Here is a 16,593-nt window from a genome sequence, read left to right on the forward strand (position 1 = left end):
TAATCAAAGTATAATTATAAGGTAAGTTTGGAATAAGAAAGGTTAGCTAGGCAGGCGATGAAACATCAAGCACTATGACTATATATAGACATGGTGCTTTGTTTTCAACTATATCATCGCTGTTTGATATTTATTAAGACTTGTATTTACTAGGGAACAATCGGGCTTTCATCAACTTCTGGCAAGTCTAAAAGTGATGGTAGCATGTTATCAACCTTATCACCGAGCTTCCAATCGTACAATTGCTCTACTGTTTGGCCACCCGCTTGCAAGCTTAGTTTTGCTTGTAAAGGTTTAAAACCTGAGGGCATCATAAAACGACCGCGTATACGAACAATACCTTCGATCGCATAGCTTGCAGGATCTAAGGGCACTTCTACAAGGTCATCATTATTGAGTAACGTCAAGGTTGGCTGGAGTCGTTTGGCTTGACCGTCGCTACTGAGCATACCAATATCAAAACCATACTCAAAAGCATTTTCGGGCAGCGGTTCAATCTTAGCGCCCAATATTTGTAGCGGCATGCCACCTTTCTCAGCAATCACATCAGCATATATCTCATTAAGCTGTGAGACCTGCCTGTTTTCTACTGTCAATGATTGCTGGTTTTCACGCAGCTCTTTTAGATTTGCGAGACTTATGGCCAGCTCTTGCTTGGCTGTCGCGGCTTGATTGGTCGCGATTTTATTACTAAGACGCAAATCTTCTAGCGCTTTTGTCGCTTCTGTACCATCGATAATCGCTTGCTGAGCTTGCGTTTCCATCGAATGAAAACCACGCTGATAGCCCAGCTTATGTCCGAATAGCAATCCAGCCACGGCAGTCACTAATATCACTACTACAAATAAAGCCAATACTAATGTAGACGCGCCTCGTTGAGTGCTACCGATATCACTCATAAAGCCATTACTATTTTTATCGGAATGCGTTTTGCACGCCAAACCATATAGAACAGAATCTTGACACGATAGACGTGATGACTTTAAAAAAAAGCGTCGTTCAAGTTTAACACGCATTTAGATGGTATCTCTTAAGAGTAAAGGCAAGTTATTATAGCGGAATTTATAATCAATACCTAGTACCATAAATATGAATGACTTAGCGACAAAAAAGTCAGCATTAAGGTACGATAGGTGCAAAATTGAGTCCCATCGACTCATCAAATCCAAACATCACATTCATATTTTGGACAGCCTGCCCTGCGGCACCTTTTACCAAATTGTCTTGCACCACAATGACCGTCAGCTCAGCACGCTCGTTGTCTTGATGTACTGCGATACGTAGACGATTACTAGCACGCACACTGCGCGTGTCTGGATAAACACCTTTTGGCATGACATCAACAAAACCTTCTGATGCATAGCTGTCCTCAAACACTTGCTGCCAATCGATAGCCGCACCTGCATCGGTCAGCTCCATGTGAATTGAGCTCAGCATACCGCGTATCATAGGCACTAAGTGCGGTAAAAAGCGAATGCGATGTGTAAACTGACTGTCTAGTAACTGCGCCACACCCTGTTCAATCTCCGGCAAATGGCGATGACCTTCTACACTATAGGCTTTAAAATTATCCGTTGTTTCCGCATAATTAAGTGCCAGTGACGCTTGACGACCAGCACCTGACACACCAGATTTGGCGTCAATGACAATACGAGACTCGACTAGTCTTTCTGCTTGCTCATTTTGTGCTTCGATAACAGGTTTTAAACCCAAAATCGCAGTAGTCGGATAGCAGCCAGGGTTACCGACCAATAAAGCGCTGGCAAGCTTATCACGATTGATTTCAGGCAAACCGTAAACTGCTGTCTTCAACAGATCAGGACAAGCATGAGATTGTTTGTACCAGCGCTCAAACTCCGTCAATGATTGCAGGCGAAAATCAGCTGCCAAATCGATGACTTTTACGCCAGCTTGGGTCAGCGCTTCTGCTTGCTTCATCGCAACACCATGCGGCGTCGCAAAAAATACAACATCACATTTTTGCAATGCCCCAAGCGTATTGTCACCTAAGTCACTGAAAACAATATCTGAGATACCGCGTAAGCTTGGGAAGATTTCATCAGCGCGCGTGCCAGCTTCGCTACGCGAGGTTAGCAAATCAATAGACACTTCAGGGTGAGCAGATAGTAAGCGAATAAGCTCAATACCTGTGTAACCTGTACCACCGACAATCGCTGCTGAAATCATAAATTATCCTTATTCTTAGTAAGCACTCATTATATCTAATAAATTCTATATTTTTATCTAGATTACAAAGCCATATAGACATAAAACCAGTCTGTCAATCCTACCGTCTCTGAATATTATGGCTTTGAATACCATAGCTTTGAATACCATAGCTTTAAATACCGTGGCTTTTAGATCTTGTAGTCATGTACCGCATCAACAAAGACTTTGGCATTGTCAGGATTCACCCACTGGGTAATACCATGACCTAAGTTTGCAATGTAGCCAGTTTTTTCGCCATTAGCATAGGCGCGATCAAGCATCGCATTCACTTCAGAGCGGATAGTGGCGGGTGATCCGTATAACGTTGCCGGATCTAAATTGCCTTGAATGGCTTTGCTGCTTTGTAGCTTCTTATGCTTTTTGGTCAACTCACGCTGACTCTCAGTCAGTACTTGACGCGCGCGGTCAAGCGGCATCGTCCAATCTAAACCTAAAGCGTCAGCTTCGCTATCAGCCTGAATATCAAGCCATAACCCGCCACCTTTGGTAAATAATATCACTGGTACTTGTGGATGGCGTTGCTTTAGTTCAGCCACGATACGCTTGTTGTAATTGTGCGAAAACTCGATAAATTGACGATGACCAAGCGCCCCGCCCCAACTGTCAAATATTTGTACGATCTGAGCTCCGGCCACAATTTGTGCATCGAGATAGTCAATGACCGAAGTCGCAAGCTTATCTAATAGCTGATGTAAAAAATCAGGATCGCTATACAAAAAGCCTTTGGTATAACGATAATCCTTTGAACTACCACCTTCCATCATATATGTAGCAAGCGTCCATGGACTACCAGAAAACCCAAATAAAGGCACTTGACCATTTAGTGCCGTGCGGATACTGGTTACAGCACGCATCACATAATCGAGTGAATCATTAGGCTCAAGTAATGGCAATCTATCAAGATCAGCCTGCTTGCGAATCGGATGCTTAAACTTAGGGCCTTCGCCAGTCTCAAAATACAAACCCAATCCCATGGCATCAGGAATGGTCAAAATGTCACTAAATAAGATCGCGGCATCTAAGTCATAACGACGTAACGGTTGGAGCGTCACTTCAGTAGCACGATCTGTATCTTTGCACAGGCTCATAAAGTCGCCGGCTTCAGCACGAGTGGCTTTGTACTCTGGTAAGTAACGACCAGCTTGGCGCATCATCCAAACTGGCGTGGTATCGATGGGCTCAAAGCGTAATGCACGTAGCAGCCTGTCATTTTTTAGTGGTGCAAATTGCTGCTGAATCGAATCACTCTTGTCTGAAGCACTCATGTACAAATCTCCAAAACAACATAGTATCCATATTTATAAATAGATACTGTGCTGGATAAAATAGGTTAAATAAAATAACAATAAATATTTATAAGCTATAAAAAACAGCCGTGCTATATCATGAATACGTTATACAGTTATCGCAAGATTGTCACGATGCACCATCACCACACGGTCTTCGTTACTACCAAAGATTTTGTCAAACTTCTCTGTACGCTCACGGGCAACACGGTGCGCCTCATGCGATGAGAAGTTTACTTGCCCAACGGCTATACGCTCACCAGTGTCTTGATGAACAATTTCTACCACATCACCTTCATCAAAGCCGCCACGAACTTCCACAACGCCCACAGGTAGCAGGCTTCTGTTGTGTTCAGTCAATGCTTTTGCGGCACCTGCATCAACGACCAAGCTACCTGACATACGCAAATGCGCGGCAAGCCATTGTTTACGAGCGATGATTTTATCTTCTTCATTAGTCGTCAGTAGTGTACCGACTGCCTCACCTGAGACAACACGAGTGATCACATCATCGATAGCACCGCTCACAATAACGGTTGGACAACCACCCATTGCTGCAAGACGACCAGCACGGATTTTGGTTAACATACCACCGCGCCCAAGCTTGCCACCGTCACCTGCAATATCAAATAAATAATCAGCCATGGCACGTTCTTGACGAATCATCTTGGCATCAGGATTGTCACGTGGGTTATCAGTGAACACGCCTTCTTGATCCGTTAAAATAATGTACAAATCTGCATTAACCATCGCGGCTGCCATCGCACCTAACGTGTCATTATCGCCAAATTTAATCTCATCAATGGTAATGGTGTCATTTTCGTTAATGACCGGTAGCACGCGCCATTCTAATAGTTGCGTGAGCGCGCCTGTAGTATTGAGATAACGGCTACGATTGGACAAGTCATCATGAGTCAATAAGAGCTGTGAACTTTGAATTCCATGCTGAATCAGTGCTGACCACCATGTTTCAATCAGTCCCATTTGACCAATAGAAGCGCAGGCTTGTAATGCTGCCAGTTTTTTAGGGCGTTCCTCAAGGTCCATACGTACCACACCTTCAGCAACGGCACCTGACGATACCAGCAGCACTTCAACACCTTTTTTGTGCAGTTTAGCAATCTGCTTTGCCCACTCGTATATGGCAGTACGATCCAACCCTCGACCATTATTTGTCAATAATGATGAGCCAATCTTGACAATAACGCGCTGAATATCAAAGTTGCGAGATTGTTTGACAAATCTTGCTTCTTCGGTCGTGTTTGCTATGTCATCTGCCATATAAACTCCTTTTTTTCATATCAATTGATTGTAGGGATTAAATTCACAATTCAAGTATAACCGCTTAAGCATACTAGCTTAAGGAACGTACATTACCTCAACACCATCGTCGTCATCATCCAAATCGGACAAATCTAAGCCTTCACGCGCGGCTTTACGAGCTGCACGATATGCTTCACGCTGTGCTTCAGTGTTTAGACGCACTTCGGCTTCTAAACGCTCAAAGCGCTCTTTTTGTGCTTCAGCGAATATAGGATCTTCTATTTCACGCTCGCGCTCAAGTTCAATATCATTCATTAAATGATATTTTACTGCATCAACACCTTCACCAGTCAGCGTTGCTGTACGGAAAACCATACCTGTCCAACCAAGCTCTGCCACGATATGTGTACAAAGCGCATTTAAATCTTCGTCATTGACCTGATCAATTTTGTTCAATACCAAAATTTGTGGCAAGTTGGCCAATTCAGGTGAAAAACGCTCAAGCTCATTTAGGATAACGCGGGCGTTCTCGACTGGATCACTGCCATCGACAGGCTTAACATCCACCAAATGTAACAGACGACGGGTACGTGCAACATGTTTTAAGAAGCGAATACCAAGTCCTGCGCCTTCTGATGCGCCTTCAATAAGACCAGGGATATCTGCCATCACGAACGAACGATGACGACCAATATCGACCACACCCAAGTTTGGTACTAGCGTGGTAAACGGATAATCAGCCACTTTTGGTCTAGCAGCAGAGACTTGACGGATAAAGGTCGATTTACCAGCATTAGGCAAACCAATCAAGCCAACATCAGCCACAACTTTTAGCTCAAACTTAAGAACTTTTAACTCACCCTCAAAACCAGACGTGGCTTTACGTGGTGCTTGGTTGGTTGAGCTTTTGAAATGGGTATTACCCAGACCACCGTCACCACCTTTAGCGACCAATAGCGTCTGGCCAATTTCAATCAAATCACCGAGTACTTCATCAGTTTCGGTATCCACGACCGTTGTACCAACTGGTACTGGTAAATACAAATCATCTGATCCTTTGCCTGAGCAGTTTCTGCTATGACCGTTTTCAGCGCGCATGGCATCATGACGACGCGTATAGCGATAGTCAACTAGAGTGTTGGTGTTGTCCTCTGCAATGACATAAATATCTCCGCCCTTGCCACCATCGCCACCATCCGGTCCACCACGTGGGACATATTTTTCTCGGCGAAAACTGGCGATTCCGTTACCACCGTCACCTGCTTTTACCGTTACGACGGCTTCATCAATAAATCGCATCTTACGTTCCTTAATTCACAATCCAGTCTATGACTGGTGACAACCAGCGGTTGTATTTTGAGGTTTTGCTATATCGTTCTGACAAAATGAGCAATCTATAGAAGCTATGTTACGTCATGCCCATTATGACAATAACACCCGATAATCAATCGGACTATCGGGTGTTTAAGTATGACAGTTAAAGTGATACCAAGCTATGCAAAGTAGAGTCTATTGCAGCATAATCTTTAAAGTGACTATGCTTTGAGAGGCTTAGTATAACGTTATTGCGCTACTGTATTTAGTAATCTATGCTGGAATCTGAGCGTAGCTGATTCCTGCCATCTGCGTCGCCAAACGCAATACCTGAGTACTATAGCCGACTTCATTATCATACCAAACATAAACGATAGCTTGGTTGTCAGTCAAAATAGTCGCTTGGGCATCAACGATACCAACATGGGTCGTACCAACAAAGTCAGTAGATACGGCTTCTGTAGAATCGGTATAAGCAATTTGCGACTGCCACGTGCTGCTGTTAGCAATCTTACGCAAGAACTCATTCAACGCATCAGCGCTTGCTGGTGCGGTCTTTAGATTCAAGTTCAAGATTGCTAGGCTGACATTTGGTGTCGGTACACGGATAGCATTACCCGTTAGCTTACCGTTCAATTCTGGTAATGCTTTACCAACGGCTTTTGCCGCACCAGTACTAGTGATAACCATGTTCATCACCGCACTACGACCACGGCGGTCTGCTTTGTGATAGTTATCAACCAAGTTCTGATCATTGGTAAATGAGTGAATAGTCTCTACATGACCGTTTACGATACCGTACTCATCGTTTAGTACATTTAACGTCGGTGTAATCGCATTGGTCGTACAACTCGCAGCACTAACAATAGTATCGTCACCAACAGTGTCATTGTTCACACCATAAACGACGTTTTTGATATCGCCACCAGCAGGTGCTGTTAGGAGTACTTTTTTCACGCCAGTAGACTGTAGGTGCTTACCAAGGCCCGCTTCGTCTTTCCAAATACCGGTGTTATCGATAACTAGCGCATTGTTAATACCATAAGCAGTATAATCGATTTCGCTTGGGTCTTTGGCATAGATGACTTGTACGAAACGACCATTAACGATCATGCCGTTATTGTCTTCATCGATACTGATGCCACCTAAGAATCTACCATGGATTGAGTCGCGCTCAAGCAATGAGATACGCTTAGCCAAGTCACCAGCAGCGGCTGGACGTACGACGATTGCCTTTAGCTGCAAACCTTTTGCGCTTGATGCTTGTGACAATAACAGACGGGTCAAAATACGACCGATACGACCAAAACCATACAGTACAACGTCCGTTGCGCCATTCACGGCACCAGCGTTGTTGATAGACTGTAGAGTGGCTTGTACATCGGTATCATTAGCAATCAATTGACCAACATCAATACGAGTAGCTTGGATATCAGTGTTTTCTGAGATAACTTTTACCATCGCTAGAGTATCAGCGATATCGATAGCGTTGGCATCGTTGTCGCGCAATGCTGCTTTTTGATGTAGTCCAAGTATTTGACCAACTGAAGTAGCGTCTAGCGTTTCGCCAAACAAAGTCACTTGTACGTCTTGCTCATTATAGAGCTTGCTCAATAGCCCCATAAGCTCAATGGCTTGTTGCTCTTGATTGTTGTAGTTTTTTAAGTGGTCTTGATGTAATTGGCGTAAGGTATCAGCGTTGCTCACGAGAAACATCCTTATGGTCAGTAATGTATGATCGATAAAATATGAAGAGATATAAATAAGATAGGTCGTGTATGCTCTAGGTGGTGACTGTAATAGGATAATCAACCACTATCAATATCAGTTCTTGACGTCAGAGTATTCAAATCGCCTAGATTTTAGCCTAAAATGCCTCATTTTGCCAGTAATAACCGATTAGCTAGTGTGCATAATAGGTTTTGTCGTTATATACAAACTCATATATAAACAAGTATAAAAATAAAGGCAGCCATATATGCTGCCTTATTAGGACGTCGTTTACATGATAATTGCCATAGCGCTTAATTAATTGAAGCAATAATTTTCATTATATCTATTATGGTGCTAGATTCACTGTTTGATTGCTCTGCGACGTCAATGTAAACTCTTTCAAATCATATCCTTGCTGCTGAGCAACCTGACGATATTTAGTATACGTTTCCTGACTGATATTCGGCGACCGTGCTAGAAGCCATAAGTATTTTTTATTAGGAGTCCCTACTAGCGCAGTTTTATAATCTGCATCACGTGCTAGTACCCAATAATCAGCACGACCGACTGGGATCCAGCGAATCCACTTCGGTAAAAACGTCACTTTTAGTTTGCTACCACTTTCATCGACTGGCTTAGCCAAACCGTCTGCGGTAATGGTCGAACCATCTTCCGCCATACATTTATTAGTAACGATGATGCCTGACCCATCGGTCTTTTGCGTATAGTTTGCCGTGACATCGCCTGCGCATTTACGCTGGAAATACATAGGTAGACGTCCAATCTCGTACCATGTCCCAGCGTATTCATTGAGATCGACACTATCCACTGTCGTTGGTGTGCTTGCAGACTTATAGATAATATCGCTTGGCTTAACTGATAGCATATCGGTCGTAATCTTCTCGCTCATCACATTATCTTGCATATTACTGCTAGTAGCCATATTAATGGGCGGCGTTGCAGCATAAGCTGAAAATGCCGCTAGCGGTATGATGATCGCTAACGCAATGCCTGTATGCTTGATAAGTCCATTCATAAATATACGCTCCGGTATGTCTTTGTATGACGAGTTGATAGTGGTTGATGAAGTATCAAGGATTTGCTTGGTGCTGTCTTGCAAATTACCTGCTTGATCATCTACAAGCTCAGAGATTAGCGGCTCGTCTTTATTCAACGTTGCTGATCGCTTGTATCCATTAGCAATGTTGAATTGGTCTTTATCATTATTTTTCAGATGTTGACTGTTTTTACTGTTACTCATAGCGGACTCTTTGGCCTTAGTAAGGCTTTTGTCGGCGCTTTTGTATCCAAAATAGCTGTCTTGTGAAGGCATAGCTTCTGCCAGATGAGGTGAATATTCGCCGTTCAGGTTTTCATTGCTCAGTTTTTTATGGCTATAATTGGCATCGTTGCTGGCATTTTTGGTCTGCTGTGCATGACGTTTGCCCTTACAACTGTTTGGCTTTATAGGCTGCTGAGATTGAGAACCAGCTGCCCATGAGTCAGACCATTCTGACTCATGTAACTTATTGGTTTTCATAGGGATACCGTTATTAATAGTGACTGTTAAAATACTTTATCTGCATCATTTATCCGAATTGATTTTATAATGAGCTTGAGTTCTAGAGTTAATTATCGACCCAAACTCTACTACTACAAACGCTCTTTTTTATTATAAGTTTTGATAAATGCGTTAATAGTTAGTTCAGTGATAAAAAACAGAATCAATGCGTTGTAGATATGGAATATATATTAAGGGCAGTTGGACTATTAAAACAGTAGTGCAATGTAGGGAAACGCAACGGTTTGTAAATAACGATGGGTTTATGCATTGGTATGCACACATCATAATCACATAGTTACTGACTGGATAAATAACTTAAAAATCAGTTATTTATACTTACCTATCTTAATAAGCAAACATAGTCAAGTGAATGATATTGCTGCTTAATGAGCACTCATTTTCTAGTTTTTTATTCGTGGAACTGACGAATGCCTGCGACACTGACACCGCCGTGCGCTAATGTCTGGTCAATCATGACAGGTGCCAAGCCGCCCAGACCAATGACTGGCATGTCAGCTAACTGTGCCAAAGCCGACCACGCCTCCCAGCCAAGTGGCACCGTGTCAGGATGCGTCTGAGTTGTAAGTATAGGAGACAAAAAAGCGCCAATCACTGGCGACAACTGCTGCTGTATGCGCATACTCGCAAGTTTATTAGCGGCAAGAATGCTGGCAATATCATGACAGCTGACTATTAGTGGATGCTCACTCGAGATGTCGGCCAATTGCTCAGACTCTGTAATATCTTGAGTACCATTGAACCATGCCATTAATACCGAATGCGTCAGGTGTCTAGCGACAATCGAACCAGTCGTTTTTGCCTCTATCATTGCCTCTGTAATTGTCGTCTTGGAGCGCTGACAGTCATTGTCGTACGGCAAAATCGCTAGAATATCTGGACGCACATCCATTAGCTGCTGGGCAATATATTCTAACTCAGATGCTTTTAGTCGGATATAAACCCAAGACTCTGTTGCCAACTGTTCTCGATGATAGTGCACCCATGCTGCTGCTGAATTTGGCTGAGCAGAAAAATGCGCAAGTGGATACGTAATCGCTATTTTTGTAGGAAGCTTTAGCCACTCCAAAATAGTTTTATTGGCAGCGGGCAAATGATACGCTCCTGCCAGTAGCTTAGATTTTTCAACCCACGTCATTGCTTGGCCTTCTAATCCATACTCACAATGCTTGTGCTGTTCATACTGCTGTGCGTTTAGCTCAATTTTATACACCTGCAAGCTCACCTGCTTGTCACCATAGTCGTGATGCAAACGCCCAAGCTTCACCATCATATTTTGATGAATATCGATCCCTGTTTCTTCAGCAACCTCCCGAATCAATGCCTGCTCTGCTGACTCATCAGCCTCTATTTTGCCGCCTACAAACTCATAGCGATTGCCCTGATGCTGGGCCGCATCTCGGAACCCAAGCAAATACTTGTCTTCATAATGAATAACCGCAACCGCAACATTGACGGTGGTGATGTTTTTCGTTTTTGATTGGCCGCTCATCTCATTTGGCATAACTCTACCTTTCACTTCTCTCTTCATTATGACTTTTTAATCGCCTGATTCTGCGTATATAACTTGGCAGCTGTAATAACGTGGCGACTGTCTTTATGGTCCCTATCGTTTTTATGCATCTTATAAATTCTGTGTTTCTACAAGGAGAAAGCCCCCTATTCTCACTTTGTGACAGTAGCCTTAGATAAATTTACACAATAACTGCATTTTATTTTATCAATTACCTTGCAAATTCATTCAATCTAAATGATAATGATTATCGTTAAGGTTCATTAGAACATAGCTAATTTATTAAGCCACTTCTTATCAAAAGGAATTTACCATGAATATGGTTATCTCTCGTTATCTAAACTGCCGTGAAAACCGTCTGCCAACGCTACAGTCGCAGCATCTATTTGCTCTAACCAAAGAAGTACGTATCGAGCATCAAGGCGAAGAGTATCGACTACGTTTGACTCGTAACAACCGATTGATTTTGACCAAATAATTTTAAACTAAGCTCACGCCATTTATAAAAAAACGCCTTCATTACAAGGCGTTTTTTGTTGGATAGCAATAAAATCGTTTTCAAATAATGTCAGTTATAAATTAACCGTCTACCAAATGCGTCATTTAAAACTGCCAACTATAGACCACGTCTACCGCATTTTCAGCAGCTGAGCTGGCTTCTACGTAAATACGACGAGTCAATTGATAGCGAACAGATAAGCTATTTTGAGCATTAAAGACACCCACGCCGTAGCGGATATACAAGTCAGGGGTCACGTAACCGGTGACATTGACATTGGTATCTTCACTACTACCTGAGGCATCCACCGTCAAGCTCTGTAAACCAAAGGCCTGTCCGATTTGATTGGTCAGACTGCGCGTACCACTCAGACCAAAGCTTAATCCAGCAGCGGCTAGGTTATTGGTCACTTGTGACTTGAACCCTTGCTCACTGATTTGAGTGGCGCTCTTGTTATCGATTCGCCCTGTCACCAGCGCATTCATCGCTTGCTGCTGGGTCAATCCTGCATTATTAAAGACGATGATATTTGGACTTTCAGTCGTACCTTTCACACGCAGACCCACTGTTTTACCATCAATGGTTTTTGCCGCTTCAATACTCAAGTTGGGCTTCATGACATCGCCATTAAAGCGTACTTGACCATAATTTAGCTCTAGGCTTTGACCAAAAGCATTGATATTGGTACGACGTGATACTTGAACCACGCCTTTGGCACGCATGATGCCCGTGCCATTTTGATTGATGTTAATCGCACCAGCCAATGGAATAACGGCACCAAAACCACGGAAATTGATGTCATCACCCAAATCAACACCGATATCAGCATTGATAGACCAAGGTTTTGATATTGCCAATACCTCATCGATGTTACCAATCAAACGCCGATCCAGCACTACCACATCTTCTGATTGAGTCACAATGTCTTCGCTGGCCTCTGGTGGACGAATGGTAGCGGTTGGTACGCTGATAGCGCCTTTAATATCCACATAGCGATCGCCTGGACGTACAATAATGTCAATATCAGGATTGATCTCAGCCACGAGTAGTGGCGGCTGCGTAATCACGAGCCCTTCACCAACAATACTCAATTTGGCTTGTAGCTTTTGCTGCCAATTGACCGTGCCTGTCAGTGTGCCTGTTCCTGTACCGCTTTTGAACGTACCATCAATGGTCGCCTGCGTACCGCGAATTTTGGCCTGTGTGTTGACATTGGTCAGATTCACTGGCAAGTCTAACATGGCGATACGGCCATCAGAGAGTTTCACATCACCATAGAACTGCGGCTTATCTAGCGTACCGCCCAGTCCTCCTGCCATTGTAACGTTGCCTTTTAGTACTCTCATACCTGGGAAGAAAGGCTTAAATATCGCCAAATCAAGCTCATTTAACACGAGTGCACCAGAGATGGGTTTCGGTGTTTTGTAAGGATCAACAACGACTTCAGCATAACCGCGAGCACCGCGACCCGTATTGATGTCGGTACGCAGCTTGATACCTTCTGGCACCGACAAGGCGATTAGTGAAACACGCTTATAAGGCAGTGTCACAGGCGTGCTATCCCCGTCTTGAATCAATCCGATTTTGCCATTGTCTGAATAGAGTGTCGTGTTAATAGTTGGCGGACGACCACGTTGCCAACCGACAATGGCTTTACCATTAATCTTGCCGTGCCAATCAATATCCTTTGGTAAAAATACTGAAAATAATGACGTATCTAAATTCTGCAATGCCACATCGACTTCACCACTGGCTGGAGAAGCCACTAAGTTCTTGCGTAAGCATAGCTTGCCCGTTTGGTCCGTGGCTTGCCAACAATGTGCAGCCAACTGTACTTTGAGATCTGTATTATTGCCATTTTGATTATTAGGCAAATTCACAATCAGCTGTGCTGGCTGTAATTGATTTAAGGTAGCGTATCTGGATTTAACGCGGCCTTTACCGATGACTCCTGACCAACGAAGCTTGTCGCGATCAAACCCACCTTTAAGCCTAGCGCCAACATCAAGCTGCTGATTGGCTACATTTAGATCAACGATATGAGATTGCTCAGTCCCATTAAAGGAGGCTTTTACACTATCGAAGCTTTGTCCCGCAGCATCCAGACCTTCAGCGCTGACGATAAGCTGGCTTGGACTATTGGCTAGATTAACCAGCTTGCCACGTATGCGACCTTGACGCAAAATAAAGCCCGGTAATGCAATTCGCTCACCCACCAAGTCGATATAGATCGTCGGTAGTGCCTGACCTACTGGTTGAGACAAAGTCGCTCCACCAGTTACTTTGCCAGCAAGCTTATCTGACAGTTGATCTAGGCTTGTGATATTGATTTTGGTCTGTAGCTGTTTGGCATTGCCATTAGCAGTGACATAGTTGTCACCCCAGCGTAGTATCAAGTTGTCAGCGTTTAAACTATCGATCAATGCATTCACTTGCTTATACTGTGCTTGGGCATCTTGTGTTTGTAGACGTTTGAAATAGCTGGCTAAGTCTTTTGGCAAGCGCAGTTTTGCGGCCAAACTACCTTTAGCACTGAGTGGCTGGCCTTTCAGCATACCGCTCAGATTGACTTGTTTGACATTGACGGTCTGCTGCGTATCGCCCCAACGTCCATCCGTATCGATAGTACCCGTGATACGGCTTGGTGTATCCTTTAAGAAATATCCGATATTGAAGCGATCCATCACCGCACTAATGTCCCATGCAATGCCTTGACGCACATCAACCGTTCCTTTGGCATCAATACTACCTGCCGCGCCCACATGCCGTAGACGGTTGATACGGATCAGCTGACTATCGCCGCTCGCGTTAATATTGAGCTTACCTGCTGGTAACTGCTCGGCATCCAAAACCCCATCGAAATTCACAGCAAAACGCTGTAATTTACCTGCGGTATTTGGGCTGTTTTTAGGCGCAGCCTGCCACTCGCCACTGGTTTTTAGATCACCTGTGATGATTGCTGAATTATTTGGCAAAAAATACCCTAAATTAAACTGATCGAAACGTCCATCGACCGTCCAGCCAATATTACGACGCAAGTCAATGACACCTTTGGCATTCACCGCACCAGCTTCGCCATCATAATTCAATTTACGGATACTAATTAATTTTGGCGTACCCGCTGCGTCGATTGATAGACGACCTTTTGGTACATCTGCTGTATCGATCTGACCATCAAAACGTGCATCAAATACGGACAACTCACCACCCACGATATCGACACTGGCATCACCGCTACCTGTTATACCGATCGCGCGACCGTTTTGCGTGGCATCCAGTTGTGCTTGCAGGTCTGTACTATTAACCGTGATGATGTGACGTTGACCGCTAACGCCGTTTTTGGTGATATTTAACAGGCGACCACGAGCACTCACACGCCCTCTTAGACGCTCAAGTGGTAAGTCACTACGGTACTCTTTAGGCAATAAACCTTTGGTCACTGCATCGATTTTCCACGTCAGTGGGCGGTTTTTATTTGCTAGCCGAATCTGCCCAGTTCCTGATAGGTCGCCTACGATACCATCATAATTGAGTCGATTGATATCAATAACGTCACCTGCTTTACGCAAGCGCACGTCATAGTTGCCTTTAGGTGCAGCATTGAGTTCATTGATAACGGCATTGGCATCGACGGATAGGTTTGAACCACGAACGATGACATCTGCTTGACCGCGAGGACTATCAATATTGCCTATATTAGGCACATCACGGCGAGTCAAGTTTTGCCATCTTGCATCAATATACCAAGGCGCTGTCTGTTGAGATTTAGCAGACGTCTTGCCGCGCACTAGGTTGGCGTTGACATATTCGCCGTCACGCTGACGTAGGTCTACATCAACCTCTGTATTACCTGTACTGTTTTGCTGCTGATAGCGTAACGATAATCTACCATTGAGCGTTTGCGGAGCATACGCTTTAAAATCAGCATACTCATCAGGAATCGCACGTCGAATGTCAAAGTTACTACCAGCCGCACGCACTGTCGCATTAAAGCTCTCTTTCCAGCCTAAGATGCCCTGAAGCAGCAAACGTCCAGAGGGAACGTCGGCTTCTAAGCGGTCAATGCGCAATTGACTGTCTGCAATGACGCCGCGCCCTTGATAATGACCGGATGGAATGTCTTTGGCAGTCAATTCTGTGTTGATGCGCAGTTGTATCTCAGAGATAACCCCTGATGCAGTCGCCATACCACTTTTTAGATGAATATTTTGGTCGTCTGCATAAGGCACCAAAATATCATCCCACTTCAGTTTTGCCTGAAACGGTGCGCCTGCATCTAGGCCTTGAACCACAAAATCGCCGCTAACGTCGCTGTCGTTATAGCGACTACGCACCTGCCCAACCGTACGTTTTAGCGTGCCTGTTGCCGTGATATTCAATGGATCAATGTATGCCTTTTCAAGCGCACTCACCTCTACAATCGCGCTCAGATCCAGTGGGTAGTCGCCTTGTAAATCTGCCTCACCTTGTAAGGCACTGACTTTTACAATATCAGCATATTGTAAGCTGCCTCGACCGACCGTCACAGTGCTGCCAACCCATGTGAGATCGCGAGCCGTAGTATTGTTGATAACAATAGGCTCTTTGGTCACTTGCTTATAAATAATTTTATTGATTTTTGCGTGATCAAAACGTAGATTGACTGGTAGCTTTAGCGTCTTATAATCAAACGGCTCGCCAGTCGGTGGTTTTTTATTGAGAATTTCGATGGTTTGAATGTCAGCATCGCTTAGATGTACTTCTTTTGCAAATACCGCACGCCAGCCTATCTTGACATAAGCTTTGTCTACTAATACCTCAAGATCTTCAGTGGCTTCAATATCGATATCTGTCACCCAAATACCATCACGCAAATTACCGCGCCCATATTTGAAACCGATACCCGTCTCAGCACTGATTTTTTCTAAAATAAACTTGGTGCCAGAGTCCGTGCCTGCAGCATAAAAAAATATCGCAAACATAATCGCTAGTACGATAATGACCAGCACCAGCAGCTTGAGTAAAAATGATAGCGGATACCAGCGCCTAACGGCACGAGCATCGCGCTGTGCTGGATCTTCATCTGGTGCATTGTTAGGCGGGGTATTTTTTGTCTGCATGACACTCAACTACGTTAAAAAGTGATGACCAGCAATCGGTACGATAAGTAATGAATAAAACGATTCAAGCGATCTGTGTTCATATGTAGGAAGTA

At 44.0% G+C, this 16,593-nt stretch carries 10 protein-coding genes; 1 reads left to right on the forward strand and 9 read right to left on the reverse strand.

Annotated elements, in window-relative coordinates; all coding sequences use genetic code 11:
• Positions 1-149: 149 nt before the first annotated feature.
• From PSBA01_RS01220 to PSBA01_RS01255, 8 genes are all read right to left on the reverse strand, one after another.
• Complete coding sequence (locus PSBA01_RS01220) at positions 150-899, reverse strand: hypothetical protein (RefSeq protein WP_227511573.1); 750 nt, start codon at positions 897-899, stop codon at positions 150-152.
• Positions 900-1,119: 220 nt separating this feature from the next.
• Positions 1,120-2,187: an N-acetyl-gamma-glutamyl-phosphate reductase gene (argC, locus tag PSBA01_RS01225; protein WP_186474814.1), complete on the reverse strand. Its 1,068-nt coding sequence runs from the start codon at positions 2,185-2,187 to the stop codon at positions 1,120-1,122.
• A gap of 170 nt (positions 2,188-2,357) precedes the next feature.
• On the reverse strand, positions 2,358-3,494 hold the full coding sequence (gene hemE / locus PSBA01_RS01230; protein ID WP_186474815.1) for a uroporphyrinogen decarboxylase: 1,137 nt from the start codon (positions 3,492-3,494) through the stop codon (positions 2,358-2,360).
• A 129-nt stretch (positions 3,495-3,623) separates the two neighbouring features.
• Entirely contained in the window at positions 3,624-4,796 is a 1,173-nt protein-coding gene (proB, locus tag PSBA01_RS01235) for a glutamate 5-kinase (protein WP_058024204.1), read from the reverse strand.
• Between the two features lie 78 nt (positions 4,797-4,874).
• Positions 4,875-6,077 (reverse strand): Obg family GTPase CgtA, encoded by a 1,203-nt coding sequence (gene cgtA / locus PSBA01_RS01240; RefSeq protein WP_058024205.1) that lies wholly within the window; start codon positions 6,075-6,077, stop codon positions 4,875-4,877.
• Between the two features lie 288 nt (positions 6,078-6,365).
• Positions 6,366-7,808, reverse strand: a complete 1,443-nt coding sequence (locus tag PSBA01_RS01245; protein ID WP_186474816.1) for a glyceraldehyde-3-phosphate dehydrogenase — start codon at positions 7,806-7,808, stop codon at positions 6,366-6,368.
• A 343-nt stretch (positions 7,809-8,151) separates the two neighbouring features.
• Positions 8,152-9,345: a lipocalin family protein gene (locus PSBA01_RS01250; RefSeq protein WP_186474817.1), complete on the reverse strand. Its 1,194-nt coding sequence runs from the start codon at positions 9,343-9,345 to the stop codon at positions 8,152-8,154.
• 433 nt (positions 9,346-9,778) lie between these two features.
• Entirely contained in the window at positions 9,779-10,891 is a 1,113-nt protein-coding gene (locus PSBA01_RS01255; RefSeq protein ID WP_228724608.1) for an NUDIX domain-containing protein, read from the reverse strand.
• Between the two features lie 328 nt (positions 10,892-11,219).
• Between PSBA01_RS01255 and hemP the strand changes: the two genes are divergently transcribed.
• Entirely contained in the window at positions 11,220-11,378 is a 159-nt protein-coding gene (hemP, locus tag PSBA01_RS01260; RefSeq protein WP_379542873.1) for a hemin uptake protein HemP, read from the forward strand.
• A 125-nt stretch (positions 11,379-11,503) separates the two neighbouring features.
• On the opposite strand, the gene PSBA01_RS01265 is transcribed toward hemP, so the two are convergent.
• Positions 11,504-16,498 (reverse strand): translocation/assembly module TamB domain-containing protein, encoded by a 4,995-nt coding sequence (locus PSBA01_RS01265; RefSeq protein WP_186474818.1) that lies wholly within the window; start codon positions 16,496-16,498, stop codon positions 11,504-11,506.
• Positions 16,499-16,593 lie beyond the last annotated feature (95 nt).

This window comes from Psychrobacter sp. KCTC 72983 (genome assembly GCF_014280455.1).
GTDB lineage: Bacteria > Pseudomonadota > Gammaproteobacteria > Pseudomonadales > Moraxellaceae > Psychrobacter > Psychrobacter pacificensis.

What these genes read in the sequence shown, in the direction of transcription:
- proB (WP_058024204.1), bottom strand. Translation starts at nt 4,796, where the DNA reads ATGGCAGATGACATAGCAAACACGACCGAAGAAGCAAGATTTGTCAAA.
- PSBA01_RS01250 (WP_186474817.1), bottom strand. Translation starts at nt 9,345, where the DNA reads ATGAAAACCAATAAGTTACATGAGTCAGAATGGTCTGACTCATGGGCA.
- PSBA01_RS01245 (WP_186474816.1), bottom strand. Translation starts at nt 7,808, where the DNA reads ATGTTTCTCGTGAGCAACGCTGATACCTTACGCCAATTACATCAAGAC.
- hemP (WP_379542873.1), top strand. Translation starts at nt 11,220, where the DNA reads ATGGTTATCTCTCGTTATCTAAACTGCCGTGAAAACCGTCTGCCAACG.
- hemE (WP_186474815.1), bottom strand. Translation starts at nt 3,494, where the DNA reads ATGAGTGCTTCAGACAAGAGTGATTCGATTCAGCAGCAATTTGCACCA.
- PSBA01_RS01255 (WP_228724608.1), bottom strand. Translation starts at nt 10,891, where the DNA reads ATGCCAAATGAGATGAGCGGCCAATCAAAAACGAAAAACATCACCACC.
- argC (WP_186474814.1), bottom strand. Translation starts at nt 2,187, where the DNA reads ATGATTTCAGCAGCGATTGTCGGTGGTACAGGTTACACAGGTATTGAG.
- PSBA01_RS01220 (WP_227511573.1), bottom strand. Translation starts at nt 899, where the DNA reads ATGAGTGATATCGGTAGCACTCAACGAGGCGCGTCTACATTAGTATTG.
- cgtA (WP_058024205.1), bottom strand. Translation starts at nt 6,077, where the DNA reads ATGCGATTTATTGATGAAGCCGTCGTAACGGTAAAAGCAGGTGACGGT.
- PSBA01_RS01265 (WP_186474818.1), bottom strand. Translation starts at nt 16,498, where the DNA reads ATGCAGACAAAAAATACCCCGCCTAACAATGCACCAGATGAAGATCCA.